Below are 25,739 nucleotides of genomic sequence, written 5' to 3'. Positions count from 1 at the left end.
GCTCGGAGCTCCGTCAGGCTGGACGCATGACAGACCAGCTCCAAGCCACCACTGTCCCGGTCGCCGCCCGATCACGGGCCGCGACAGGGCTCGGACCGGTGGCCCTCACCAGCCTGCTCTTCGGTTCGCTCCTGCCGATGCTCTCGTTCTTCATGGTCAACGTCTCGCTGCCGGCGATCGCGACGGACCTGCACGCGAACGCCGGCCAGCTCCAGCTCGTGGTCGGCTGCTACGGCATCGCGGTGGCCACGCTGCTCGTCGTCGGCGGGCGGCTCGGCGACAGCTTCGGGCGCCGGCGCCTGTTCCTGATCGGTCTCACCGGCTTCACCGTGTCCGCGCTGATCTGTGCGGTCGCGCCGACCATCGGCGTACTGCTGGCGGCTCGCATCGTGCAGGGCGTGTCCGGTGCCGCGATCACGCCGCAGGTGCTCGCGTCGATCACCAGCCTGCTCGCCGGCGAGCGCCGGTCCCGCGGAATGGCCATGTTCGGCGTGGCCAACGGGATCGGTGCGGCCCTCGGCCAGATCCTCGGCGGCGTCCTGATCGAGGCCGACCTGTTCGGCCTCGGCTGGCGCGCGGTGTTCCTCGTCTTCGTCCCGGTGGGCGTCGTTGCGATCGCCACCGCGCTCCGCGTGCTCCCGGAAAGCAAGGCGGAGCAGGCGCATCGCGTCGACCTCGTCGGAGCCGCACTGCTCGCGCTCACCCTGGTACTGCTGCTCCTGCCGCTCACCGAAGGCAGGCCGCTCGGCTGGCCGCTGTGGACCTGGCTGAGCCTGGCTGCGGTGATTCCGGCGACCGCGCTCCTCGGCATCCACCAGCACCGCGCTGAGCGGTCCGGTCACGCCCCGCTGATCCCGCCGACGGTACTGCGCCTGCGAGCGATGCGGATCGGCCTGCTGCTGGCCGTCGGCTTCTTCAGCACGTTCGGCGGTTTCATGTTCTGTTTCGCCCTCGCGACGCAGGGCGAAGCACACATGACTCCGCTGGAGGGCGGGCTCAGTCTGCTGCCGCTGGCGATCGGCTTCCTGATCACCTCGATCTACGCACCGCGCCTGCAGCAGCGGTACGGCGCTGGGCTCATCCTGCGCGGCTGGATCATTCAGGCGGTCGGGTACGCCCTGCTCGGCGTCGTTGCGCTGACCCTGTGGCCGCACGTCACCCCGATCACCATCGGCGCTCCGCTGCTGGTCGGCGGCATCGGCGCAGGCCTCGTCATGGTGCCCCTGATCGGCGTTGTTGTCGGCCAGGTTCCCCCGGCCCAAGCGGGCCTCGGCTCCGGCATCCTCCTGACTAGCCAGCAGACCTGCCTCGCACTCGGCGCAGCCACCGTCGGTACGGCGTACTTGTCCCTCGCCAGCACCTCCTGGGGCCAGGGCGGCGCACTGGCGGCGGTAGCCATCGGAATCGCAGCAATCTCCCTGCTGATGACCCCGATCACGCACCAGCTGCGGACCAGTGGGAAGGGCGCGTAAGAGCTCGCGGGAGCTTCGTGAACTGGTCGCCTCGAGCGGCGTTGACCTGGGACTGGGTGAGAAACAGGGTACCTGTCAGGTCGGCGCCGCTCAGGTCGGTGTCCCGGAGGTCGGCGCCGATCAGGTCCGCCTGGCGTAAGTCGGCGTCGCGGAGGTCGGCGCCGATCAGGTAGGCGCCGCGCAGATTGGCCTTCGCGAGGTCGGCTCGACTCAACCGGGCTCCGATCAGGTCCGCGCCGCGGCGGTCCTTCCGCTTGGGTTGCTTGCCGCGGACGTGCTGGCTCGTCGCCAGGAGCAGCTCGTTGACCACGGCTCGCTCGGCCGCCACGTCGACGGCCGTGAGGTCCGCCGTACGGCACACGGCCTCGACTCTGTCGATCGCCGGCTGGGCGTCCGCGGTGTATTCGAGCGCTTCGGTGAGATACCAGAGCAGCTCGTGCAGCTGGCGCAGGATCGGGAGCGCGGCGAACATCTCCGGCCCCGGCTTCCCCATCCGCTGCGAGATCACCTGCCCCGCACCGAAGCAGTCGTAGACCGTGCAGCCCGCGAACCCCTCGGCCCGCAGCCGGCTGTGGATCGTGCAGCGGTGGTCGTCGCTCAGGTTCGGGCAGGCCTCACCGGCGGACTTGTCGATCGCGAAGTCCGCCGACTTGGTGAAGGTCAGCGCGATGCAGCACAGGCCGAAGCAGCTACCGCAGTCCGCCTGGAGCTCAGTTCTGCTCGGCAACCGTCTGGCCGGTACGGCGCCAGCGGACGCCGGCCTCGATGAACTCGTCGATCTCACCGTCGAACACCCCGGAGGTGTTGCCCGACTCGTACTGCGTCCGCAGGTCCTTCACCATCTGGTACGGGTGCAGGACGTACGAGCGCATCTGGTCGCCCCACGAGCCGGCCACGTCGCCGCGCAGCGCGTCCAGCTGGGCCCGCTCCTCGGCCTTCTTCAGCGCGAGCAGCTTGGCCTTCAGGATGACCATCGCGCTGGCCTTGTTCTGCAGCTGGGACTTCTCGTTCTGGCAGGAGACCACGGTGCCGGTCGGCAGGTGCGTGATCCGGACCGCGGAGTCGGTGGTGTTGACGCTCTGACCACCCGGACCGGACGACCGGTACACGTCGATCCGCAGCTCTTCTTCCGGGACGTCGATCTCGTCGGTCTGCTCCAGCACCGGGACCACCTCGACGGCCGCGAACGACGTCTGCCGGCGGCCCTGGTTGTCGAACGGCGAGATCCGCACCAGGCGGTGCGTCCCGGACTCGACACTCAGCGTGCCGTACGCGTACGGCGCCTTGACCGCGAACGTGGTCGACTTGATACCGGCCTCTTCGGCGTACGACGTGTCGTAGACGTCGGTCGGGTAGCCGTGCCGCTCCGCCCAGCGCAGGTACATCCGCTGCAGCATCTCGGCGAAGTCCGCCGCGTCGACACCGCCCGCGCCGGAACGGATCGTGACGAGGGCCTCGCGCTCGTCGTACTCACCGGACAGCAGGGTGCGGACCTCGAGGGACTGGATCGACTTGGCGACCGACCCCAGCTCCTTCTCGGCCTCGGCCAGGCTGTCCGCGTCGTTCTCCTCGCGGCCCAGCTCGATCAGCACCCCGAGGTCGTCGAGCCGGCCGCGCAGCGCGGTCACCCGCTCGACGTCGGCCTGCAGGCTGGACAGTCGCGACGTCACCTTCTGCGCGTTCGCCTGGTCGTCCCAGAGGTCGGGCGCAGCGACCTGCTCGCCGAGCTCGTCGATCTCCTTGCGCAGCGCAGGGAGATCCATCACTTTCTCGATCGAGGTCATCGTCGCGTCGAGCTGCTTCAGCTCCGCGTCAAAATCCAGTCCAGCCACAACTAAGCAGCTTAGCTCAGGCAAGCCCACGACGAAGAACGGCGAAGACTTGGGCGATCGCCTGCTCCAGGGCCGCCTGGGCCTGGTCGAGCTCCACCGAGGACGCGTCGTCGGGCAGCACCGCCATCAATCGCTCCTCGAGAACCTTCTGCGCGGCGGCGTACAGGGCCGCGATCAGACGGTTGCGCAGGTGGTCCGGCGACCGCTCGTCCAGCGCCTCGGTCAGGGTCACTTCCAGCTGGTCGGCGTTGAGTCTGCGCCGGGCCTTCAGCGCCGGACTGTCGTCGATCGTGCGCACGAACTGCTTCCAGGTGGCCAGGTGCCCGACCGCGAGCCGGTCCCGCGTCTCCGCTATGTACTGCGCCTCGAGCACGTCGACCGGATCCGCTCGTGGCGGCGCCTCGCGGATCGCGCGCGCCGGCCCCGCCCACCAGCCCGGCTCGTCGAAGAACAGGTCCTCCTTCGCCGGGAAGTGGTTGAACACCGTCTGTACGGCGACATCCGCGGCCCGCGCCACCTCGGCCACCGTAACCGCGTCGAAGCCGCGCTCGAGGAACAGCGTCGTGGCCACATCCGAGATGGCCTGCCGCGTCTGCTGCTTCTTGCGTTCCCGCCGCCCGAGCTCCATTGCCGGAACTGTAGTCGGTCTGCTTTACTGATTCCATTGTTGTAGTCACTACATTTTTGGAGCACATCCAATGACTGTTCTCGTCACCGGCGGCCGCGGCGCGATCGCCCGTGCCGTCACCGCCGGCCTGATCGCGGCCGGGCAGGACGTCCGCGTCGCCAGCCGCGAGCCCTCCGCCCTCCCATCCGCCGTCGCGTACGACCCTTCGGACCCCGCCCCGGCGCTGCGCGACATCAGCCAGGTCTTCCTGTACTCCGACCCGTCGACGGCGCCCGCCTTCGTGGCCGCCGCCGAGGCCGCCGGTGTGAAACAGGTCGTCCTGCTGTCGTCGTTGTCGTCTCTGGGCGGGCCCGACGACCCGCACGCGAAGACCGAGCAGGTCGTGGCGAACGCGTCGTACGCGACCACCCGGCTGCAGCCCGGCGCTTTCATGAGCAACGCGAAGTACTGGGCGTACCAGGTGCGCGCGACCGGTCAGATCCGGCTGCCCTACCTGGACGCCGAGGAGGCGCCGATCCACGAGCAGGACATCGCCGACGCCGCGCTCCGCGTGCTGCTCGACGGCCCGGGCAACGGCCACGACGGCCGCGGGTATCCGATGACCGGACCGGAGTCGATGACGCGCCGGCACCAGATCGGGCTCGTCTCCAAGGTCACCGGCGTCCCGATCGAGGCCGTCGACCTGACCCCCGACGAGGCCCGCGCCGAGATGCAGATGCGCGACGAAGGACAGCGCGAAACCCTGCTGGCCTACTGGGCCTCCCGCGTCGGCTCGCCCGCCGCGATCGAGCCCGGCGTCGAACTCCTCACCGGCCACACCGCCCGGCCCTTCACCACCTGGCTCGAGGACAACCCGGGCCTCTTCACCTGACCAGCGGCTGGGCCGGGCTCAGCGGATGGGGACGATGGCGGCGGCTTCGGAGGCGACGTCCGCCGTGCCCGGGAAGCCGGGTGGGCGGAACGGGAGCTCGGCGGTCGAGGTGAGCCGCACCGTCACCGTCGCCCCTTCGACGTCCACGGACCAGTCGAGATCGTCGAACCTGTTGCTCGCAGCAACATCGTCGAGGTAGTCCGCGGTCAGCTGCCGTGCCTGGTCCGGATCGATCGCGGCATTGCCGCCCGCGCCCGGCTGGGCATACACCGCGGCGAGACCGTTCGCGGCCGCGAGCACCGCACCGTCGGCTGTGGCGTCGAGGTCGCGACGGACCAGGAACGCCTTCGAGATGTCCGTCACCACGACGATCATCATCAGCACGACCACGGTGAACCCGACGATCAGGACGGTCATCTGCCCTTCCTCGCCCCGCCGGCCGCGCCTCATCCGTCCCCCTTGGCCTGGCGGTAGTCACCGAACGACTCGGTGTGCGAGGCGCTGATCCGGATCGCCGGCGGTTCGCCGCCGAGCGCGTCCGGGATCAGCGGCAGCCGAACCTTGGTCTCCAGAGTCACTGTCACGGTCGACCCCGGCTGCAGGCAGACCGGGTCGCAGGAGATCGTGAGCTCGTCCGAGCCGAGCTCCATACCCTGGTCCCTCATCGCCAGCTGCGCGGCGTCGAAGGCGCGAGCCCGGGCCTCCTCCTCGGACACACCGTCCGGCACGATCACGAAGGCCCGCCCGGCGGCGCGGGTCGCCGCGGTCGCGCCGTACGACGCCCGCTGGACGTCGAACACGCCGAGCATCATGTACACCAGCGGAACCATCAGCAGGATCGCCAGCCAGGAGAACTCCACGACGGCGCTCCCACGCTCGTCCCGGCGGCGCCTCATTCGCCGGTCTCCTTCACGGCATGTCCCTCGACGGTGAACGAGATCCCCGGTCCCCACAGCCCGAGCGGCGGCATGTGCGCGTGGACGGTCACCTCGACCCCGGGCTGTCCGTCGATCTCGGTCTCCTCCGCGGACACCGAGTCGACGAGGCCGTCGGTCACCACACCGTCGATCAAGTCGCGGGTGCGAGCCTCGCCGTCCGCCGGTGCGCGGTTGAGCACGGCCGCATAGTGCGCGCCTTCGGACGCGGCGGCGGTCACGGTGTTGCGCACGTACAGGAACAGGCCGACCTGCAGGATGCCGAGGAACAGCGGGACCAGGATCGTCGAGACCAGAACGAAGTCGACGACCGCCGATCCCCGCTCACCACGAGCCCTCGGCATCTACTTGTTGGAGACCGATGACAACGCATCCTTGAGCATCGCGACGAGCTGGTCCTTGGCGAGCGTCCAGATCGCGACGACCAGGCCGGCCGTCATCACGGTGATCAGCACCCAGCCGGGCACGTCGCCGCGCTCCTTGTCAGCCGGACGCGGCTTCAGCAGCAACGTCAGGTACAGCCTCGTCAGGTACAGGGACATGACCTCTCCTCAGTTCATCCGGCGATCAGCCGGATTCCGACAGCGCCCGGGTAGAAGGCGAAAGCGATGGTCACCGGCAGGACCAGGAAGATCACCGGGATCATCATGGCGACCTCACGGCGGGCGCCGGACTCGATCAGTTCGCGGCGCCCGGCCTCCCGGATGTCACCGGCCTGCGCGCGCAGGACGTCGGCCAGCGGGGTGCCGCGCTCGAGCGCCACCGCCAGCCCGTCCGCGAAGCGCGAGAGCGCCAGCAACCCCGTCCGGTCCGCGAGCGCGTCGAGCGCGCGGACCAGTGTCTCTCCGGCCCTGGTCTCCGCCAGGACGCGTTTCAGCTCCTCGGCCAGCTCGCCACGGCATGCCCGGGCGACCCGGTCGAGCGCGGCCGCGGGGCCTTCGCCGGCGGCGACCGACAACGCCAGCAGCTCCGCCACGGTCGGCAGCTCGGCGAGCAGCCGGCGCTCGCGACGGCGCACCTGCGAGGTCAGATAGGTGTCGCGGGCAAGCACTCCGACCACCCCGAGGATCAGGCAGAACACCAGCAGACCGACCGGATTGCCGAGGCCGAACGCGACCGAGACGATCGCGATCACCAGACCGCCGCCGAAGGCCAGCGTCCCCCAGAGCAGCTGCTCGATCCGGAACTCCTCGACCGTCCGCTCCAGCCCGGCCCGCTGCAGCCGCCGCCGGATCGTGCCCGCACCGCCGAGGATCCGCTCGAGCCGTTGCGCGGCAGACCGCAGCGACGGCCCGAACAGCCGCAGGATCGCGTAGAACGGCGACCGCGAGTCCACCACGCCGACGAACACGTCCGGCGCGCCGAGATCCCGCAGGTACGGCGAGATCCGCTCGTCCACCGACGGCTTGCGCAGGAACGGCAACCGCAGCACGACGACCAGCAGGCCCACGCCGAGCAGCGCGCCGAGGAAACCACCGACCAGCACCGGGTTCATCGCAGCACCCGCTCCGGCTCGGGCAGCCGGCCGATCCGCAGCATCAACCGGTACGCGATCACGCAGACGATCGCGCCGGCGCCGATGACCACCGCACCCAGGGGCGTGTTGTACCGCTGGATCACATCGCCCTGGAACGACAGCAACGCCAGCACCAGCCAGGGCGCCGCGACCGCGACCCGCGCGCCGTTGACGGACCACGACTGCCGGGACTCCAGCTCGGACCGGGTCCGCGCGTCGTCGCGCAGGAACGTCGACAACGACCGCAGCAGCCGGCCGAGGTCACCGCCACCGACCTCGCGCGCGATCCGCAGCGCCTCGACGACACGGTCACCGACGGGGTCGGCCAGCCGCGCCTTCAACCGGTCCAGCGATTCCGCGAACCGCCCGGTCGACGCGTAGTCCGCACCGAACCGGCGGAACGGCTCCCGCAGCGGCAGCGGTCCCCGCTCGCCGACCTGAGCCAAGGCCTCGGACAACGACAGGCCGGCGCGGACCGCGGAGGCGATGTTGTCCACCACGTCCGGCCACAGCTCGCGGAACTCGGCGATCCGCCGCCGGGCACGAGAACGCACCAGCGCGATCGGCAACCAGCCCGCCATCACCCCGAACACCACCCCGACCGGCAGTGCCTTGGACACCAGGAACATCAGCAGGAAGGCCGCCACCCCGGTGATCGCACACGCGCCGATGAACGCGCCCGGCGTCAGGCCCTCGATCCCGGCACTCGCGAGCAGCTCCCGGCTCCTGCCGCGCAGCCGGCCGTCCGCGCCGGGCACCGCCTCGGCCGGCGCCACGAACGCCGCGATGATCAGCAGCAGACCGACGCCGAAGAACATCCCGATCAGCAGCCCCATCAGCCGGCCGCCCCACGTGGCAGCTCGGTGAGCAGCCCGGCCACGTTGTACCCCGCCTGCTGGAAACGCTCCGGGTGCGGCAGATGCCCCTCGGCGCGGCGCAGGTAACCGTCGTACGTCCCGAAGATGGTCTCGGTCTCGATCGCCTGCTCCTCGACCCGTCCGGTGACGGCCACGATCTCCCGCACCCGCCGGTGCCCGTCGGCCGCGATGCCGAGGTGCACGACGAGGTCGACGCAGCCGGCCACCGTCGGCAGCACGAACCGAGAGCCGATGTTCTCACCGGCCAGCAGCGGCAGCGTGCACATCTTGGTCAGCGCCTCGCGCGCCGAGTTCGCATGGATGGTGCACATGCCGGGGAGGCCGCTGTTCAACGCGAGCAGCAGGTCGAGGCACTCCTCGCCGCGCACCTCGCCGACGATCACCCGGGACGGCCGCATCCGCAGCGACTCCTTCACCAGGTCACGCAGCCGCACCTCACCGGTGCCTTCGAGACCGGCCTGCCGGGTCTGCATCGACACCCAGTCGGGGATCGGCAGCTTGATCTCGAAGACCTCCTCGCAGCTGATCACCCGCTCGCTGCCGGGGATCGACCCGGCCAGGGCGTTCAGCATCGTGGTCTTGCCGGCCTGCGTGCCGCCGGAGACCAGCACATTGAGGCCGACGGCAACGGATGCCTCGAGCACCGCGGCCGCGTGCGGTGTCAGCGAGCCGAGCTGGACCAGGTCGCTGATCCGGGTCGCGCGGACGGTGAACTTGCGGATGTTGATCGCCGCATACCGCTGGGTGATGCCGCCGAGGACGATGTGGACGCGGCTCCCGTCCGGCAGCCGGGCGTCGGTGAACGGCTGCGAGACGTCGATCCGGCGGCCGGTGGTCTTCAGCATCCGCTCGACCAGGTCGCCGACCTCCTCCTCGGTCAGCACGGTCGTGGTCAGCTCGTGCCGGCCCTCACGGGCGATGAAGACCCGGCTGGGCTCGTTGATCCAGATCTCCTCGACCGACGGGTCGTCCAGATAACGCTGCAGCGGCCCGAAACCGGCGACGCGGTCGTGCACCTCCCGGCTGACCGCCTCCACGTCGCCGATCGGCGGCACCACGCCGGTCAGGCTGCGCTCGTCGTACTGCCGGACGACGGTGGCGACGATCGCGTTCACGGCGGCCGGGTCGCGGAGCGGGTCGATGCCTTCGCGGCGCACCACGTCGCGCACCTGGGCGTCGATCAGCTCGACGGCACCGCTCCAGGTCGCGCGGTGCGCGTCGAGCCTGTCCGCAGTCATCGATCTCCCCGTGTGTGTCCCGTCTGGCGACCATGCTCGGTCACCCTGCGCGACCATCCTTGCAACCGTGGGGCACCGGGCGCCACTCGCGTCCGGCTGTCCTGTGGATAACCGTGACACGCCGATGGCTCACCGACCGTATCGATCGGGTCACGGGCAGGTCCAGGAAATTGCACCTTGTTGCAGTTCCGCCGGTAACAGAACCGCGACTCACGGCGTCGAACCGGGTGAGAGGACCTCGGGAGGGTGGGCTTTGACACGGTCGACGGAGGATTTCGAGGAGTTCGCCAGAGCGCGTACGGCGCAGTTGTACCGGTCGGCGTGGCTGCTGGCCGGTGAGCATCACCTGGCCGAGGACCTGGTCCAGGAGACGCCGGCCAAGCTGTACCGCGCCTGGCGGCGGGTGGAGCAGACCGACAACCCCGCGGCGTACGCCCAGACCGTCCTGGCCCGGACGTACATCTCCCAACGCCGCCGGCGCAGCTCGACAGAGCGTCCTGTGGAGCGTACGCCTGATCGCGCGGGCCAGTCCGGCGACCATGAGCTCCGCCTTGCTCTTGTGCAGGCGCTGGCCGAGCTGTCGCCGCTGGACCGGGCAGTGCTCGTCCTGCGGTACTTCGAGGATCGCAGCGCGGAGGAGGTTGCGTACGACCTCGGCAAGAACACCGGTGCGATCAGAACGCGCACTTCACGCGCGCTCGACCGGCTCAGGGCAGTCCTGGGCGACGAAGCCATCCATGTGGCCGCACTACGACCCGGGAGCCCCCGATGACCGACCTGCACGACAGCCTCCCGGACCTGATGCGCCGGGCAACCGTTGACCTTCAGCCGGCCACTTCTGACCTGGTTGCCCGCGGCATCCGTCGGGGCAAGGTGCTGCGACGCCGCCGGACCGCGTTGGCGGGCCTCGCCGGCGCGGCCGCCGTACTGGCCACGGTCGGAGTCATCCTCAGCAGCAGCCAGGCGCTGCGGGTGCAACCGGCTACTCCGGCCGTCAGCCCACCTCCGACGCACAAGCCGGTGAAGCCGTCCTCGTCGGGACCCGTGACACCCGTAGAGACCCTGGCGACGCTGACCAGCCTGCTTCCGAACGGCCTCGCCCCGACCAGCTCTACGACGTCCGGCGGCTACGGCCTGGGCACCAACGAAGCCAGTGTGCTGCTGGACGACGGCGCCGGCGCCTCGCTGCTGACGCTGAGCATCACGACCGCGGACGCGATCACCGACTGCAACCCGTTCCCGCCCGGCACCTGCACGATCCAGGCAGACCGCAGCGTGCACGTCGTGTACGACGACCAGCCGGTGTACCCGGACGGCCCGAACCCTGGCGGCGTCCGGGAGACCGTCGTCGAGCTGTTCCGTCCCGACGGCACCCAGATGCTGGACCGAGGAGGAGCAGGAGCTCGCCCGACGCGGCGGAGCAACCTGCAAGGGACTCAGCGGTGAACCAGTGTGTGCTCGAACGAGTAGCGGCTCGCCCGGTACAGGTGCGAGCCGTACTCGACCGGCTGGCCGTGGTCGTCGTACGTGATCCGCGTCGTCGCCAGCAGCGGTGAGCCGGGCTCTTCGGACAGCAGCCGCGCCTGCTCGGGCGTTGCCGGTATCGCGGAGATGGTCTGGTGCGCCACCTTCAGCCGGACGCCCTCGGCACGCAGCAACTGGTACAGGCCGCGCTCGGCGAGCGTGGCCGGATCGGTGTCCAGCATCTCCGGCGGCAGCCAGTTGCGCATCAGTGCGAGCGGCTCGCCATCTGCGCGCCGCAGTCGCTCCAGCCGCAGTACTCGGTCGCCCTGCTCGCACTGGAGTGCGGTGGCGACCTCTGCGGTCGCGGGCGAGATACCGAAGCGCAGGACCTCCGTTTCGGGCTTGCGGTGCGCTGCGGTGAGGTCGTCGTACAGGCTGGTCAGTTCGAGCGAACGCCGTACCTGGCCGGAGTTGCCGACCACCTGGGTGCCTACGCCGCGCTTGCGGACCAGGAGGCCCTGGTCGACCAGACGGGCGATCGCCTGGCGGACGGTGGGCCGGCTCAGCCCGTACGCCTCGGCCAGGTCCACCTCGTTGCTGAGCCGGGACCCGACGGGCAGGTCACCACCCTGGATGGCCGCCTCCAGCTGCTGCGCCAGCTGCACGTGCAACGGCGTACGGCTGTTCCGATCGACCTGGACCTGGACGGTGCTCATGGGGTCATCCTGAAGGCTGGACCGGAATCCGTCGACCCACCACCGGGATTTGATCAGACCTGCCGGATCGATGAACGTTGGGTGAACCGAGTCCGGATCACGGGCACGCGCTGTCCGGCGCCTGCGATCGTCAGGCAATATGGCACGTTCGCCGTCGGGACCTGGGACTACCCTTACCGGCGGAACACGCCCCTCGGACGCTCCCGCCGGACCGGATCCGGAACGGCCGACCATCGAAGGAGAAGGCATGGAACCGCTGCGGATCGGCATCCTCGGTGCCGCCCGGATCTCGGGCCGGGCCATCGTCGAGCCGGCCAAGCTGACCGGCGCCCGGCTGGTCGCGGTCGCCGCCCGCGACGCCGGCCGGGCCGAGGCCTTCGCCGCCGAGCACGGGGTCGAACGGGTTCATGCGTCGTACCAGCAACTGCTCGACGATCCGGAGATCGAAGCGATCTACAACCCGCTGGCCAACGGACTGCACGGCCCGTGGAACCTGCGGGCCCTTGCTGCAGGCAAGCATGTGCTGACCGAGAAGCCGTCGGCCGCCAACGCCACCGAGGCCCGGCAGGTCCGCGACGCGGTGCACTCGTCCGGGCTGGTGTTCATGGAGGCGTTCCACTACGCGTACCACCCGGTGATGCGGCGGCTGCAGGAGCTGATCGCCAAGGGCGAGCTGGGCGACCTGCAGCACGTCGAGGCGACGATGGTGATGCCTCCGCCGCCGGAGGACGACCCGCGCTGGTCGCTGCCGCTGGCCGGCGGCGCCGTGATGGACGTCGGCTGCTACGCGCTGCACGCGCAGCGCATGTTCGGGCAGTACGCCGGGGGCGCGCCGCGGCTGATCGGCGCCCGGGCCGGCGAGCGCAAGCGGATGCCCGGTGTCGACGAATGGCTGAACGCCGACCTGGAGTTCCCGAGCGGCGCGACCGGCGCGGTGCGGACCAGCATGGCGGCCGAGGACGTCGAGTTCAGCCTCAAGGTCGTCGGCAGCCGCGGCGAGGCGTTCGCCCCGTTCTTCGTGCTCCCGCAGAACGACGACCGCGTGATCGTGACGACCAAGGAGGACACCTGGGTCGAGCACCTCGGCACGCGGACGTCGTACACGTATCAGCTGGAGGCGTTCGCGAGCGCCGTCCGCAACGGCGCTCCGCTGCTCACCGACGCCGACGACGCGCTGGCCACGATGGAGCTCATCGACGCCTGCTACGTCGCAGCCGGCATGGAGCCGCGACCGGTCTCCACGATCTGATCGCCGCGGCCGGCGACCGCATGCGCGAACGCCTGGATGAACGGGTGCGGACGCCTGCCATCGCCGGCCAGCTCCGGCTGGAACAGCGTCGCCAGGTAGAACGGGTGACCTGGCAGCTCGGCGATGCGCGGTGCACCCTCGTCGTCGTACCCGCTGAAGACCATGCCGTGCTCACGGAGCAGGTCGAGCTTGCTGCTGTCCAGGCCGTAGGAGCAGTGGTACCGCTCCATCGAGCGCTCCACCCCCAGTAGCTCAGCCGCGCGAGTTCCTGGCTGCACCCGCACCGCGCCCTCGTGCCCGTCGAGCGAACACTGCAGCGGCACGATGAGGAGGTCGTCAGCATCCGGCGTGCTCTCCCCGTGCTGTACGCCGGTGGCGCCGCAGACGTCGCGCGCGAACTCGAGCATCGCGTGCTGGAACCCGCCACAGGTGCCGAGGAACGGGATGCCGCGCTCGCGGGCGATCCGGACCGCGGTGAGCGCGCCGGCCTCGCTCCGGTACGGACTGCCGGGCAGCAGCCACACGCCGTCGAAGCCTTCCAACGCGTCGTCCACCTCGTCGGTCGGGACCCAGTACACGTCGAGGTCCAGGTGGTCGCGCTGCTCGAGCGCTGCGAGCAGACCGGGAATGCGGGCGTGCGAGCGGACGTGCGGCGAGCGGTCACCGACCAGGGCGAGACGACCGGAGTATGCGTTCATGCCTCCATCCTCAGGTCGGCGCGTACATCAGCGCCAACGATGATCTCTGCATGCTCGATCAGCGATACTGATGGGCGTGGATCCTCATCTGCTGCGGACGTTCGTCACCGTCACCGAGTGCGGATCGTTCTCGGCTGCCGCCACGCGACTCGGCTACACGCAGAGCGCTGTGTCGCAGCACATCGCCACGCTGGAAAGCGACCTCGGTACGCCGCTGCTCCGCCGACGGCCCGTGGAGCCGACACCGGCGGGTGAGCGCCTGCTCGAACATGCCGGCCCGATCCTGCTCCGGCTCGACGCCGCCCGCGCGGACGTCCGCCGTACGGTCGCGAATCCTCCCAGCACCCTCACACTCGCCGCCTCACCTCTGGCTGCTGGGTCTCTCGGGACCGTGTTGGCCGAAGTACGACGCGCATACCCCGGCACCGAGACCTCGCTGACCGTCTGCGGCCGCGATGAGGTCGCCACCGGCGTCGCCGCCGGCACCTTCACCCTCGGCCTGACCGACGGCATAGCCACCCCCACCGACCCCCTCCGCCTGACCAACGCGGTCCAACTCCGCACCACCCCCATAGCCCACGAGCCCTTGGCCGTAGCCCTCCCCCACCACCACCCCCTAGCCATCCGCACCACACAACCTGACCCGCACCCCAACCGAGCCCCAGTCGGGCACCGGGACCACGCCTCGAACGACCAGCGGGACGACGCCTCGGCCCACCCGCCCAACCGGTCCTCAGCCGGCCGGCCCGACCTCGCCTCGTCCCGAGTGCGGCGCGGGGTGTCGCTTGGGGATTTGGCGGATGCCCGGTGGATCGACGCGCCGGACCTGGCCGCGCCGCTGCCGGCCTTGCGCGCCGCCGCCGGGTCCGACGCGCTCCGCCCGGCCTTCACCTACAACGGCACCGACCTCCACACACTGCTGAAGCTCATCGCCGCCGGGCACGGCCTCGCGGTCCTCCCCCAGTCAGCGGTGACACCAGACCTCGCGGCCGTCCCACTCACGACTCCGCGCCTGGTGCACCGCACCGAACTCCTCCACGGCCACCTCACCGAACCAGCAGCCGAAGCCCTGGCCCGTGCCCTCTCAGCGCCCGACCAGCTCAGTCGTGGGTCGGGAAGCCGAGGTTGATGCCGCCGTGGGACGGGTCCAGCCAGCGTGACGTGACGACCTTGCCGCGGGTGAAGAAGTGCACGCCCTCGGTGCCGTGCGCGTGGGTGTCACCGAACAGCGAGTTCTTCCAGCCGCCGAACGAGTAGTACGCCATCGGCACCGGGATCGGGACGTTGATCCCGACCATGCCGACCTCGACCTCGTTCTGGAACCGTCGCGCCGCGCCACCGTCGTTGGTGAAGATCGCGGTCCCGTTCCCGTACGGGTTCGAGTTCACCAGGTCGAGCGCATCGTCGTACGACGACGTCCGCAGCACCGACAGCACCGGCCCGAAGATCTCGTCGGTGTAGATCGGCATGTCCGGCGTCACCTTGTCGAACAGCGTCGGCCCCAGCCAGAACCCATCGGCCGCACCGTCGAAGTCACCCGCGCGCCCGTCGACGACCAGGTCCGCACCGGCCTCGACCCCGGCCGCGACGTACCCCGCGACCTTGTCGCGGTGCTCGCCCGTCACCAGCGGACCCATGTCGCAGCCGCGCGTCCCGTCGCCGGTCTTCAGCTTGCCCATCCGCTCCTTGATCTTGCCGATCAGCTCGTCCGCGATCGGCTCGACCGCGACCAGCGCGGAGATCGCCATGCAGCGCTCACCGGCCGACCCGAAGCCGGCGTTCACGGCGGCATCCGCGGCGAGGTCGAGATCCGCGTCCGGCAGCACGATCATGTGGTTCTTCGCGCCGCCGAGCGCCTGCACCCGCTTGCCGTTGCGGGTGGCGTTCTCGTAGACGTACTTCGCGATCGGCGTCGACCCGACGAACGACACCGACTTGATGTCGGGGTGCTCGAGCAGCCGGTCGACGGCTTCCTTGTCGCCGTGCACGACGTTCACCACGCCGTCCGGCAGGCCGGCCTCCTTCCACAGCTCAGCCATCGCGTTCGCCGCCGACGGGTCCTTCTCGGACGGCTTGATCACCACGCTGTTGCCGCAGGCGACCGCGATCGGGACGAACCACATCGGCACCATCGCCGGGAAGTTGAACGGGGAGATCACCGCGCAGACACCGAGCGGCTGCCGGATCGAGTACACGTCGACCTTGGTCGAGACGCCCTCGCTGTAGCCGCCCTTGAGCAGGTGCGGGATCCCGCAGGCGAACTCGATCACCTCGAGCCCGCGGGTCACCTCGCCGAGCGCGTCGGACAGCACCTTGCCGTGCTCGGCGGTGATCAGCTGCGCGATCCGGTCCTTGTGCCGGTTGACCAGCTCGCGGTAAGCGAACAGGGTCTGTGCGCGCTTCGTCAACGAGGTCTGCGCCCAGGCCTTCGACGCCTCGTGAGCGACCTTGACGACCTCGTCGACCGTGCCGGCCGAGGCCAGGTCCAGCTCGCCGGTGACCTGACCGGTCGCCGGGTTGTAGACCTTGCTGGTCCGCTCGGCCACACCGGTCCACGAGCTGCCGCCGACGAGGTGGGTGATGCGCTTGCTGTCAGTACTCACGATGTTTCCTCACTGCCGGGGGTGTTTCAGAATGCTGTCTCTGCTGCGGGCGACTCAGCCCAGAACCTTGGCGCGGTCGGCGAGCACGACGTCGACGGGTTTACCGGTGCTCAACGACTCCAGACCGGCCTCGCACACGGCGGCCGCCGCGTAGCCGTCCCAAGCACTCGGCCCGTCGGTCTCGCCGCGCGCGGTGGCGTCGACCCAGCGCTGCACCTCGATGTCGTACGCCTGCTCGAACCGGATCCGGAAGTCGGCCGGCATCGCGCCGCCCCACCGCGCGCCGGCCCGGGTGAAGACGCCGGACCCGAGGCCGATCGTCGCGCTTCCACGCTCGGCGACTGCCTCGCACCGGACCTCGTACCCGACCTGGAAGTTCACGAACACTTCCACGTCGGCCATCGCACCGTTCGCCATCTCGAACACGGCCAGCTGCGGATCGAGCACGCCCTCGGCGACCAGACTCGTCGGCGCCGGGGTGTGCACGGTGATCCGGGTGATCTCCTCGCCGAACAGCCACCGGGCAATGTCCACCTCGTGCACCATCGAGTCCCGGACGATCATCTCGCTGCGGAACGTCGGCGCGGCCGACTTGTTCCGGTGCACGTTGTGCAGCAGCAGGGTCCGGCCCAGGTCGCCCGAGTCGAGCAGCTCCTTCAGAGCGGCGTACTCCGGGTCGAAGCGGCGCATGAACCCGACCTGGATCAGCTGCCGGCCGAGCTTGTGCTCGGCCTCGACGACGCGCAACGCGGATGCCGCGTCCATCGTCAGCGGCTTCTCGCACAACACCGGTTTCGCGTGCTCCAAGCAGGCGAACAACTGCTCCGCGTGCGCAAACCCCGGCGATGCCAGGATCACCGCGTCGATGTCGTCGGCCGCGATCAGGTCCATCGGATCCTCGACGACGCGCACGGTCTCCGCGTACGCCGTACCGCCCGCGTGCCTGGCACTGCTCTCGCGGGACTTCCCGCCGGCTGAGCCGTCCGACAACCGGGCGGCCAGCGCCTCCGCACGCGCCTGATCCGCGTCGGACACCGCGACCAGGCGTGCTCCGGCTGTCTTCCGCGCGATCCGCTCGGCATGGTCGGCGCCCATCACCCCCACGCCCACGATGCCGACCCGCAGCTCGTTCATGTCCCCGCCTGCCCCTTCTCCTCGTCGTCGGCCGCCGCCGCGTCCGTCGGCCGCCCCGCCTCCCCGTCAGCCGGTGCGACGACTACTCCAGGATCGATCTCCCGGAGCTCGTGACTCAATGCCTCGAGCTCGGAACCACCGGCCATCTCGGTCGTCAGCTGCTCCAGCGTGATGTCGGCCCGATGCGTGTCGAGCGCTACCCGGCCGAGCTTCAGCACGACGAAGTGGTTGCCGACCAGGTACGCGTGGTGCGGGTTGTGAGTGATGAAGATGACGCCGATCCCCGCGTCGCGCGCCCGCACGATGTACTTCAGCACCACGCCCGACTGGTTCACGCCGAGCGCCGCGGTGGGCTCGTCGAGGATCAGCACCTTGGCCCCGAAGTGGATCGCGCGGGCGATCGCCACGCACTGCCGCTGACCGCCGGACAGCTTGCCGACCGGCTGCTCGAGATCGGGGATCGAGATCCCCATCTTGGTCAGCTCCTCCTGCGCGATCCGCTTCATCCTCGCCGCGTCCAGCTGCCGGAACGGTCCCTTGGTGATCTCGTTACCGAGGAAGAAGTTCCGCCAGACCGACATCAGCGGCGCCAGCGCGAGGTCCTGGTAGACGGTCGCGATACCGCTGTCCAGCGACTCCCGCGGCGAACCGAAGTGCCGCTCCTCGCCGTTCACCGACATCCGGCCGGAGGTGTAGTCGTGCAGCCCGGCGATGATCTTGATCAGCGTCGACTTGCCCGCGCCGTTGTCACCCAGCACGCAGGTGATCTCACCCTGCCGGACCGAGAGCGACACACCGCGCAGCGCCTGGATGTTGCCGTAACTCTTGCCGACGTCCTCGAGCAGCACGATCGGCGTGTTCGGGCTGGTCGCGGCATCGTCGGCGAAGGACTCCGTGGTGGTCATCGTGCCTCCGCCCGGTTCTTGACGACGAGATTGACGATGGTTGCCAACAGCAACATGGCGCCCAGGAACGCCTTGAACCAGTCCGGGTTCCAGCCGGCGTACACCACGCCGAGCTGCACCATGCCGAAGATCAGCGCGCCGACGGCCCCGCCCACGACGGACCCGTACCCGCCGGTGAGCAGACAGCCGCCGACGACCGCCGCGATGATGTACAGGAACTCCTTGCCGACGCCCTCGCCGGACTGCACCACGCCGTTCTGCACGAACAGCAGTTGCATCCCGGCGAACCAGGCGAAGAACCCGACCGTCATGAACAGGCCGATCTTGACCTTCTTCACCGGTACGCCGACGGCGCGGGCAGCCGCCGCGTCACCGCCGGCAGCGAAGATCCAGTTGCCGATCTGGGTCTTCTGCAGCATCCAGGCGGCGATCGCGACGAAGACGATCCACCAGACGACGATGATCTTGATCGTCACGCCGCCGATCTTGAACTCCGACGCGAACACCGCCTTCGCCGCGTCGAACCCGTCCATGTCACTGATCGAGTTCGACGCTACGGCGCCGGAGGTCGCCCGGGTGACCGCGATGTTCAGGCCCTGCAGGATGAAGAACGTGCCCAGCGTCACCAGGAAGCTGGGCAGGCCCGTCCGCATCAGCAGCCAGCCGTTGAACAGCCCGATCGCCAGCGAGAACGCCAGGGCGACGACGATGCCGACCCACACGTTCACACTGAACTGGTAGGCGAACAGGCCCGCGGTCAGGCCCGATGTCGTCACCGCGACACCGGCCGAGAGGTCGAACTCGCCGCCGATCATCAGCAGCGAGACCGGCACCGCCATCACACCGATCAGCGCGGCCTGGTACAGGATCGTGCCCGTGTTGTTGATGTCGCGGAACGGCGGCGCTGTGATCAGGAAGAACACCAGGATCACGGCCGCGCCGACGAGCGATCCGATCTCCGGCCGGCTGAGCAGCCGGGCGGCGAGGGACCGGGCGGAGACGCGGTCGTCCGCCGAGACGGGTGAGGTGATGGTCGATGCCATGGCGCTACCTCAGCGCGTCCCGGCTTCGGCGAACTTCTGCACGGCCGCGATGTTCGACTTGTCGATGAAGGCCGGACCGGTCAGCGTCGCCTCGCCGCCGCCGATGGTGTTGCCGTTGGTCCGGTAGAGCCAGATCGCGTCGATCGCCAGGTAGCCCTGCAGGTACGGCTGCTGGTCGACGGCGAACTGCACGGTCCCGTCGGCGACGGCCTTGGCCATCTCCTTGCTCATGTCGAAGCTGCCGACCTTCGCCGACGAGCCTGCGTCCTTGGCCGCCTGAACCGCGGTCAGTGCGATGCCCGCGTTCAGCGCGACGACGTAGTCGGCTGTCTTGTCCGCCTGCAGTTTCGAGGTCAGGGTGGCCTGCGTACCGGGCTGGTCGGTGCCGTTGACGTTGACGTTCTCGACGTTGCCGAACTTGTCCTTGATGCCCTGGCAGCGGGCCTCCAGGCTGACGTTGCCCTGCTCGTGGATGACGCAGATGACCTTCTTCGCGCCGAGCTGCTTGAGCTTCTCACCCGTCGCCTGGCCGGCGATCCGCTCGTCCTGGCCGAAGTACCCGAGCGCGCCGGTGGTCTTCCACTGGTCCAGCCCGCCGTTCAGGATCGTCACCGGGATGCCGGCCGCGATCGCCTTCTTCACGTTCGGGATCACGGCGTCGGGCTTGTTCAGCGTCACGGCGATCCCGTCGACCTTGGAGTCGATCGCGGTCTGCACCAGGTTCGCCTGGGCCGCACCGTCCGGGTCGGCGGAGTACTGCAGCTCGATGTTGTCCTTCTTCGCGGCCGCCTCGGCCCCGCGCCGGACGATGTCCCAGAAGGTGTCGCCAGGACCCGAGTGGGTGATCAGAGCAACCTTCATCCGCGGCGTGTCCGCGACGTTGCCGCCGCTGCCGCCGGAGCTCTCCTCCTTCTGCTTACCCCCGGAGGAGCTGCACGCGGCCAGAGCCGCGGCGAGCGCGACGGCCGCGACGGCCGCCATCGCCTTCTTCTGCCACCGAACCATGACTTGGTACCAGCCTTTCAGGTGTTCCGCGGCCACTCCGCGGACTTGCGTGGGACCCGAGAGTGTCACACTCCCGCGGCCGTCATCTCGATCCGCCACCCCCACATCCAGTGAGATACGCCAACGTCCGCGTCGCGATCGGCAGCGGTACGTCGGGCGCGCACGGGTACATGTCCTGCTCGACGATCGCGAACACGTCGGCGTCGAGCCCGGCCAGCGCGTCCAGCACCGGCGGCAGCTCGGGGACGCCGTTCGGCGGCTCGCACATCACGCCCCGCCGTACCGCTTCGTCGAAGCTCAGCCCGTCGACCTCGGCCAGGACCTTCGGATCCACCTGCTTGAGGTGGACGTAACCGATCCGGTCCGGGTACTTCCGGATCAACTCGAGGTTGTCGCCGCCGCAGTAGCTGATGTGGCCGGTGTCGAGGCACAGGTTCACGTAGGTGCTGTCGGTCTCCTCGAGGAGGTGTTCGACGGTGTCCTGCGTGTCGACATGTCCGTCCGCGTGCGGGTGGTACTGCGTCCGCAGCCCGAACTCCTCCGCCAGCCGGCGGCCCAGCTCCGTCACGGCCTGCCCGTGTCGCGCCTGCTCGTCGCGGTCCAGCCGCTCCTCGACGATCTCGCCGTCGTCGCCGCGCCACATCGACGGCATCACGACGAGATGCTGCGCGCCCATCGCGGCCGTCAGCTCGGCGGTCTTCACGACGTCGCGCCAGGTCGCGTCCCAGCCGTCGGCGCGGTGCAGCTGCTCGAACGTCGTACCCGCGGTCATCGTGAGGCCGCGCTTGTCGAGCTCGTCCTTCAGCCGGACCGGATCGGTCGGCAGGTAACCGTACGGACCGAGCTCGATCCGCGTGTAGCCGGCCGCGGCGACCTCGTCGAGGAATCGGCTCCACGGGGTCTGCTGCGGATCGTCGGCGAACCACACTCCCCATGAGTCCGGCGCCGTACCGATGTCGACTCTGCCCATCAGCGGTCTCCCTCGATAGGAGCCAGGTAGGCCCGCTGGGCCTTCTTGCTCTCCTCGTAGGACGCGCTCGCGGCCTGGGTCGACTGCAGCTCCGACACCTCGCTGACCGGGACGTCCCACCAGGAGTCGCTGTCCGGACCGCCGATCAGCGGGTCCGTGGTGACGTGGATCGCGATCGGTCCCGTGCCCGCCTTCGCGGTCTGGATGGCCTTCTCCAGGTCGGGCCGGCTGTGGACCTCGATCACCTCGACACCGAAGCTGCGCACGTTGGCCGCGAGGTCGACCGGCAGGTAGTCGCCGTCGAGCCTGCCGTCACCGGTGCGCTTGCGGTACGCCGTCCCGAACCGCTGCGACCCGAGGGACTCCGACAGCGCGCCGATCGACGCGAAGCCGTGGTTCTGCACGAGAACCACGATGATCTTCAGGTTCTCCTGGACGGCCGTGGCCAGTTCGCTCGACATCATCAGGTACGACCCGTCGCCGACCAGGACGAACACGTCGCGATCCGGCGCGCCGAGCCGCACACCGAGCCCGCCGGCGATCTCGTATCCCATGCAGGAGAAGCCATATTCGACGTGGTATCCCTTCGGGTCGCGCGGCCGCCACAGCTTGTGGAGGTCGCCCGGCATCGAGCCGGCCGCGCAGACAACCACATCAGACGCCGCCGACAATTCGTTGACGGCGCCGATCACCTCGCCCTGGGTCAGCAGTCCTTCGGCCAGTTTCCCGGTCACCTCGGCGGAGGGCCGGAAGACTGCGTCCACAGTTCCGTTCCAGTTCCTTGTGAGTTCCTGGGACTCGGCGGTGTACTTGGCATCCACGGACCACTCGCCGAGCGCGGATCCCAACGAAACAAGGGCTTCCCGCGCATCGGCCACCACCGGGAGGCCGGCATGTTTGTCGCCGTCGAATCGCGCCACATTGATGTTCAGGAAGCGGACCCGCGGATTCTGGAAGGCAGTCCGCGACGCCGTCGTGAAGTCGCTGTAGCGGGTGCCGATCCCGATCACGACGTCGGCGTCCCGGGCGAGCGCGTTGGCCGCGGTGGTCCCGGTCGACCCCACCGCCCCCACAGCCTGCGGGTGGTCGTAGGGCAGAGATCCCTTCCCTGCTTGGGTTTCCGACACCGGGATACCGGTGCGCTCGGCGAACTCGCGCAGCGCCTCCTCGGCGCCGGAGTAGTGCACACCGCCACCGGCGACGATCAGCGGTCGTTGCGCGGACCGTAGGAGATCTGCCGCCTTGTCGACAATTGATGCCTCGGGCAAGGGGCGCGCGACGTACCAGGTGCGCTCGGCGAAGAGCTCCTCCGGCCAGTCGTACGCCTCGGCCTGGACGTCCTGCGGCAGCGCCAGCGTCACCGCGCCGGTCTCGACCGGGTCGGTCAGCACGCGCATCGCATTCATCAGCGCCGACGGCAACTGTTCGGGGCGCCAGATCCGGTCGAAGTACTTCGACACCGGACGGAAGGCGTCGTTCACCGACACGTCACCGGCACCGAAGCTCTCCAGCTCCTGCAGCACGGGTGTTGCCACCCGGGTCGCGAACACGTCGGAAGGGAGGATCAGCACCGGCAGCCGGTTGATCGTTGCCAGGGCCGCGCCGGTCACCATGTTGGTCGAGCCCGGACCCACGCTTGCCGTGCAGGCGTAGGTCTGGAGCCGGTCACGGGTGCGGGCGAAGGCAGCTGCGGTATGCACCATGGCCTGCTCGTTGCGGGCCAGGATGTACGGCAACGCCTTCGGGTCCTCGAGTTCGGACTGCAGCAACGCCTGGCCGAGCCCTGCCACGTTGCCGTGGCCGAAGATGCCCAGCGAGCCGGCGATCAGCCGCTGCCGGACACCGTCCCTCTCCGAGTACTGGACGCTCAGGAATCGCACCAGCGCCTGCGCGACCGTGAGACGCACCGTCATGAGTTTTCTCCTGTTTGTCCGAAAGGCAGGCGCGGATCGATATGTTGGGAGTTCCACAACTCGCGGACCCATGCGTGCTGCGGGTCGTCGGTGATCAGCCACTGGCGTTCGGTGCCAGGGCCGGCCATCACGTTCAGGTAGTACATGTCGTAGCCGGGCGGCGCCATCGCCGGACCATGCCAGCCGTGCGGGACGAGGACGACGTCACCGCTGCGGACCTCGGCCAGCACGTCGATCGGTCGCTCCTCGGTGCCGTAGACCCGCTGGTAGCCGATCGGGTCGTTGCCCTTGACACCTTCCGGCACGTCGTCGGACAGCTGCAGCTCGAAGTAGTAGATCTCCTCGAGCTCACTCTCCTTTCCCGGCTTGTGCTCGTCGTGCTTGTGCGGCGGGTAGGACGACCAGTTCCCGGCCGGAGTGATCACCTCGCAGGCGATGATCGAGTCCGCGTCGAGCACCCCCGGCGTACCGAAGTTGCGGACCTGCCGGGACGAGACCCCGGCGCCCCGCAGTTCGGTCTCGACCTCCTCGACACCGATCCGCCGGAACGGGCGGTCCGCCGAGGCCTTCGCATGCGGGAACGCGATCCGCGCACCGCCGGCACTGACCACGGCGAAGGTCGAATTGCGTGGCACGTAGGCCAGATCCGTCGCGCTCGCGAACACGTCGGCCCGACCGCCCAGCGGGACGGCCTCGCCGTCGACAATCACCTCCGCCGAGCCACTCAACGGAAGGACGATGTATTCACAGTCCCCGGTCTCGATCTCGACCGACTGCCCCGGCAGCAGATTCCGCACCAGCAGCCCGCTGTGATGCCACTCTGCCTCGCCCGGCCGCACCGCGAGCTCGAAGCCGTCGCTCGCCGCGGTCCCGGCCGGCCGAACCCATTCAGTCATCCCAACTGTCCTTCCTCGGAACCTCAGCTGTCCGGGTCATACGGTGTCGCCGTGCACCAGCGCGGCGGCCTGGTCGACGGCCGCGGCCACGTCACCATCCGGCGGGAACAGCAGCGCACGCCCGACCACGAGTCCACGGACCGACGGCAGTTCGAGCGCCTTGCCCCACGAGGCGTAGGTCGCTTCCGGCGCGGCGGTCGGATCACCGCCGAGCAGCAGCGTCGGCATCGTCGTCGCCTCCATCACGCGATCGAGTTCGTCCACGACCGGCACCTTCAGCCAGGTGTAAGCACTCGTCGCGCCGAGACCGGACGCGATCTGGATCGACTTGATGACCGAGTCAGGATCGAGCAGGTTCGTGACCCGCCCGTCCTCGCCGCGCGTCGACCAGAACGGCTCGACCATCGCCATCAACTTGTGCTCGGCCAGCCCGGTCACCGCTGCCGCGCTGCTCTCCAACGTCGCCACGGTCCCGGGATCGTCGAGATCGATCCGGGTCAGCATCTTCCCGCCGTCGAGCCGCCGCGCGGCGATCTCGTCAGCAGTCCGGTAGGCCGTGAACCGGTCGTCCAACTCGAACGCCGCACCCTGCAGCCCGCCCCGGTTCATCGACCCGATGACGACCTTGCCTTCCAGTGCACCGAGCAGGAGCAGGTCCTCCAACACATCCGGGGTAGCCAGAACACCATCCACGCCCGGCCGCTGCAACGCGATCATCAACCGAGCAATCAGATCCGCCCGGCTCCCCATCGCCATCCGATCCCCACGCACCCCCAGCGCCCCCCGCGCCGGATGATCCGCAGCCACGATGAACAGCCGCCCGTCATCCCCCACCAACGCCCGAGTCCGCCGCTGCAACCACCCCTCAGCCACCCGCTCCGGATGCCGAACCCGAACCTCAGTCAACTCCCCCAACCGCTCCCCAAACTCTTTCCACTCATCCCCCCACCGACCAGAACCATCTGCACCACCACCGGCGCTCGCGGCACTGGCAGTAGCGACGACACCGGCCGACCCACTCATGACGCCGCCCAACGCTCCGGCACCATCGCCCCCCGCATCTGCACCATCGCCCTGTCCGCCAACCCGCCCCGCAAACTCGTCACCGCTCTGCCCCGCGACGCGCTCACTCACGCCACGACCTGACAGCTCACCGACCGCGTCCCCCACGTCCTCCGCCGCCTGCTCCCCTGCACGCTCGCCGACACCACGGACATCCCCAGCCGCCGAGGCACCCCCAACCCCAGCCTCCGCAGCTCCGCCCGACACCTCAGCGCCCACTCCACCCACGCCAACCACGCGGCCGGCACCAACCCCACCCGCTACTGCTCCGACACCCGCAGCACCGACCGCCCCGGCCACACCGCCCGCGGAATCAGGCAGACCGGCCGCACCGGCACCACCCGAGGTACCCACCGCATCAACTGCACCGCCCGCACCGGCTGTGCCTACGGCTCCCTGTTCCCCCGCATCCGATCCGCCAACCGACCCGACCAACACATCAGGGACACCGCCCATACCGGATGTACCTGCGGCTCCCTGCTCCCCCGCATCCGATCCGCCAACCGACCCGACCAACACATCAGGGACACCGCCCATACCGGCTGTGCCAGCGGCTCCCTGCTCCCCGGCGTCCGATCCGCCGACCGACCCGACCAACACATCGGGGACACCGCCCATACCGGCCGCGCCTGCGGCTCCCGGTTCCCCGGCATCCGATGCCCCGACCGAGTCGACTGGAGCGTCGGGACCATCCGCCGAGTAGCCCGCGGC

The 25,739-nt window shown here is 69.5% G+C and carries 27 protein-coding genes; 6 read left to right on the top strand and 21 right to left on the bottom strand.

Going from position 1 to position 25,739, the window contains the following annotated elements; genetic code table 11:
- Positions 1-26 precede the first annotated feature (26 nt).
- Positions 27-1,472, top strand: a complete 1,446-nt coding sequence (locus AB0I12_RS29595) for an MFS transporter (protein ID WP_359935611.1) — start codon at positions 27-29, stop codon at positions 1,470-1,472.
- Here AB0I12_RS29595 and AB0I12_RS29590 read toward each other — a convergent pair.
- From AB0I12_RS29590 to AB0I12_RS29580, 3 genes are read right to left on the bottom strand one after another with little or no spacing between them, the layout of a single operon-like run.
- Positions 1,435-2,199, bottom strand: coding sequence for a pentapeptide repeat-containing protein (locus tag AB0I12_RS29590; RefSeq protein ID WP_359935609.1), 765 nt, complete (start codon positions 2,197-2,199; stop codon positions 1,435-1,437). The genes AB0I12_RS29595 and AB0I12_RS29590 overlap by 38 nt on opposite strands.
- The gene (gene prfB, locus AB0I12_RS29585; protein ID WP_359935607.1) at positions 2,183-3,304 is read right to left on the bottom strand and encodes a peptide chain release factor 2; all 1,122 of its coding nucleotides are present in this window, start codon (positions 3,302-3,304) and stop codon (positions 2,183-2,185) included. The genes AB0I12_RS29590 and prfB overlap by 17 nt, the downstream gene beginning before the upstream one ends.
- Positions 3,305-3,320: 16 nt before the next feature.
- Positions 3,321-3,932 (bottom strand): helix-turn-helix domain-containing protein, encoded by a 612-nt coding sequence (locus AB0I12_RS29580; RefSeq protein WP_359935605.1) that lies wholly within the window; start codon positions 3,930-3,932, stop codon positions 3,321-3,323.
- Positions 3,933-4,002: 70 nt separating this feature from the next.
- Here AB0I12_RS29580 and AB0I12_RS29575 point away from each other — a divergent pair, with 70 nt between their 5' ends.
- The gene (locus tag AB0I12_RS29575; protein ID WP_359935603.1) at positions 4,003-4,803 is read left to right on the top strand and encodes a hypothetical protein; all 801 of its coding nucleotides are present in this window, start codon (positions 4,003-4,005) and stop codon (positions 4,801-4,803) included.
- An 18-nt stretch (positions 4,804-4,821) separates the two neighbouring features.
- Here the strand turns inward: AB0I12_RS29575 and AB0I12_RS29570 are convergent, their stop codons facing one another.
- Genes AB0I12_RS29570 through AB0I12_RS29540 form a run of 7 tightly spaced genes read right to left on the bottom strand, consistent with a single transcriptional unit; the run spans position 4,822 to position 9,370 of the window.
- A complete protein-coding gene (locus tag AB0I12_RS29570; protein WP_359935601.1) occupies positions 4,822-5,220 on the bottom strand; it encodes a pilus assembly protein TadG-related protein in 399 nt (132 codons plus the stop codon).
- A 29-nt stretch (positions 5,221-5,249) separates the two neighbouring features.
- Positions 5,250-5,699 carry a hypothetical protein gene (locus AB0I12_RS29565; RefSeq protein ID WP_359935599.1) on the bottom strand — a complete coding sequence of 150 codons (450 nt, stop codon included), beginning with the start codon at positions 5,697-5,699 and terminating at the stop codon, positions 5,250-5,252.
- Positions 5,696-6,082, bottom strand: a complete 387-nt coding sequence (locus AB0I12_RS29560; RefSeq protein ID WP_359935597.1) for a TadE/TadG family type IV pilus assembly protein — start codon at positions 6,080-6,082, stop codon at positions 5,696-5,698. Before AB0I12_RS29560 ends, AB0I12_RS29565 begins: the two co-directional genes overlap by 4 nt.
- Positions 6,083-6,280 carry a hypothetical protein gene (locus AB0I12_RS29555; protein WP_355696944.1) on the bottom strand — a complete coding sequence of 66 codons (198 nt, stop codon included), beginning with the start codon at positions 6,278-6,280 and terminating at the stop codon, positions 6,083-6,085.
- A gap of 14 nt (positions 6,281-6,294) precedes the next feature.
- Complete coding sequence (locus AB0I12_RS29550) at positions 6,295-7,233, bottom strand: type II secretion system F family protein (protein WP_359935594.1); 939 nt, start codon at positions 7,231-7,233, stop codon at positions 6,295-6,297.
- Positions 7,230-8,090 (bottom strand): type II secretion system F family protein, encoded by an 861-nt coding sequence (locus AB0I12_RS29545; RefSeq protein ID WP_359935592.1) that lies wholly within the window; start codon positions 8,088-8,090, stop codon positions 7,230-7,232. The genes AB0I12_RS29550 and AB0I12_RS29545 overlap by 4 nt, the downstream gene beginning before the upstream one ends.
- Entirely contained in the window at positions 8,090-9,370 is a 1,281-nt protein-coding gene (locus AB0I12_RS29540; RefSeq protein ID WP_359935590.1) for an ATPase, T2SS/T4P/T4SS family, read from the bottom strand. Before AB0I12_RS29540 ends, AB0I12_RS29545 begins: the two co-directional genes overlap by 1 nt.
- Positions 9,371-9,623: 253 nt before the next feature.
- Between AB0I12_RS29540 and AB0I12_RS29535 the strand changes: the two genes are divergently transcribed.
- The gene (locus AB0I12_RS29535) at positions 9,624-10,142 is read left to right on the top strand and encodes a SigE family RNA polymerase sigma factor (protein WP_359935588.1); all 519 of its coding nucleotides are present in this window, start codon (positions 9,624-9,626) and stop codon (positions 10,140-10,142) included.
- Entirely contained in the window at positions 10,139-10,816 is a 678-nt protein-coding gene (locus AB0I12_RS29530) for a hypothetical protein (RefSeq protein ID WP_359935586.1), read from the top strand. Before AB0I12_RS29535 ends, AB0I12_RS29530 begins: the two co-directional genes overlap by 4 nt.
- On the opposite strand, the gene AB0I12_RS29525 is transcribed toward AB0I12_RS29530, so the two are convergent.
- Positions 10,807-11,550 (bottom strand): GntR family transcriptional regulator, encoded by a 744-nt coding sequence (locus tag AB0I12_RS29525; protein ID WP_355696932.1) that lies wholly within the window; start codon positions 11,548-11,550, stop codon positions 10,807-10,809. The two genes, AB0I12_RS29530 and AB0I12_RS29525, sit on opposite strands and share 10 nt — an antisense overlap.
- Before the next feature lie 247 nt (positions 11,551-11,797).
- Between AB0I12_RS29525 and AB0I12_RS29520 the strand changes: the two genes are divergently transcribed.
- Positions 11,798-12,799: a Gfo/Idh/MocA family oxidoreductase gene (locus AB0I12_RS29520; RefSeq protein ID WP_359935584.1), complete on the top strand. Its 1,002-nt coding sequence runs from the start codon at positions 11,798-11,800 to the stop codon at positions 12,797-12,799.
- Here the strand turns inward: AB0I12_RS29520 and AB0I12_RS29515 are convergent.
- The gene (locus AB0I12_RS29515; RefSeq protein WP_359935582.1) at positions 12,754-13,497 is read right to left on the bottom strand and encodes a hypothetical protein; all 744 of its coding nucleotides are present in this window, start codon (positions 13,495-13,497) and stop codon (positions 12,754-12,756) included. The genes AB0I12_RS29520 and AB0I12_RS29515 overlap by 46 nt on opposite strands.
- A gap of 76 nt (positions 13,498-13,573) precedes the next feature.
- Between AB0I12_RS29515 and AB0I12_RS29510 the strand changes: the two genes are divergently transcribed.
- Positions 13,574-14,626: a LysR family transcriptional regulator gene (locus tag AB0I12_RS29510; protein WP_359935580.1), complete on the top strand. Its 1,053-nt coding sequence runs from the start codon at positions 13,574-13,576 to the stop codon at positions 14,624-14,626.
- Here the strand turns inward: AB0I12_RS29510 and AB0I12_RS29505 are convergent.
- The 9 genes from AB0I12_RS29505 to AB0I12_RS29465 form a co-directional block, all read right to left on the bottom strand.
- A complete protein-coding gene (locus tag AB0I12_RS29505) occupies positions 14,598-16,100 on the bottom strand; it encodes a CoA-acylating methylmalonate-semialdehyde dehydrogenase (RefSeq protein WP_359935578.1) in 1,503 nt (500 codons plus the stop codon). The two genes, AB0I12_RS29510 and AB0I12_RS29505, sit on opposite strands and share 29 nt — an antisense overlap.
- A gap of 54 nt (positions 16,101-16,154) precedes the next feature.
- Entirely contained in the window at positions 16,155-17,234 is a 1,080-nt protein-coding gene (locus AB0I12_RS29500) for a Gfo/Idh/MocA family oxidoreductase (RefSeq protein WP_359935576.1), read from the bottom strand.
- Positions 17,231-18,139, bottom strand: coding sequence for an ATP-binding cassette domain-containing protein (locus AB0I12_RS29495; RefSeq protein ID WP_359935574.1), 909 nt, complete (start codon positions 18,137-18,139; stop codon positions 17,231-17,233). The genes AB0I12_RS29500 and AB0I12_RS29495 overlap by 4 nt, the downstream gene beginning before the upstream one ends.
- Positions 18,136-19,182, bottom strand: a complete 1,047-nt coding sequence (locus AB0I12_RS29490) for an ABC transporter permease (protein WP_359935572.1) — start codon at positions 19,180-19,182, stop codon at positions 18,136-18,138. Before AB0I12_RS29490 ends, AB0I12_RS29495 begins: the two co-directional genes overlap by 4 nt.
- A gap of 9 nt (positions 19,183-19,191) precedes the next feature.
- Positions 19,192-20,187, bottom strand: a complete 996-nt coding sequence (locus AB0I12_RS29485) for a sugar ABC transporter substrate-binding protein (protein ID WP_359935571.1) — start codon at positions 20,185-20,187, stop codon at positions 19,192-19,194.
- A gap of 82 nt (positions 20,188-20,269) precedes the next feature.
- Positions 20,270-21,157, bottom strand: coding sequence for a TIM barrel protein (locus tag AB0I12_RS29480; protein ID WP_359935570.1), 888 nt, complete (start codon positions 21,155-21,157; stop codon positions 20,270-20,272).
- Positions 21,157-23,070 carry a 3D-(3,5/4)-trihydroxycyclohexane-1,2-dione acylhydrolase (decyclizing) gene (gene iolD, locus AB0I12_RS29475; RefSeq protein ID WP_359935569.1) on the bottom strand — a complete coding sequence of 638 codons (1,914 nt, stop codon included), beginning with the start codon at positions 23,068-23,070 and terminating at the stop codon, positions 21,157-21,159. The genes AB0I12_RS29480 and iolD overlap by 1 nt, the downstream gene beginning before the upstream one ends.
- Positions 23,067-23,966 carry a 5-deoxy-glucuronate isomerase gene (gene iolB, locus AB0I12_RS29470; RefSeq protein ID WP_359935568.1) on the bottom strand — a complete coding sequence of 300 codons (900 nt, stop codon included), beginning with the start codon at positions 23,964-23,966 and terminating at the stop codon, positions 23,067-23,069. The genes iolD and iolB overlap by 4 nt, the downstream gene beginning before the upstream one ends.
- Positions 23,967-24,002: 36 nt before the next feature.
- Positions 24,003-24,989, bottom strand: coding sequence for a deoxyribose-phosphate aldolase (locus AB0I12_RS29465; RefSeq protein ID WP_359935644.1), 987 nt, complete (start codon positions 24,987-24,989; stop codon positions 24,003-24,005).
- Positions 24,990-25,739: the final 750 nt, after the last annotated feature.

Origin of the sequence: Kribbella sp. NPDC050459, from assembly GCF_040655315.1 — a bacterium.
GTDB lineage: Bacteria > Actinomycetota > Actinomycetes > Propionibacteriales > Kribbellaceae > Kribbella.
This window is presented reverse-complemented; position numbering and strand designations above follow the sequence as displayed.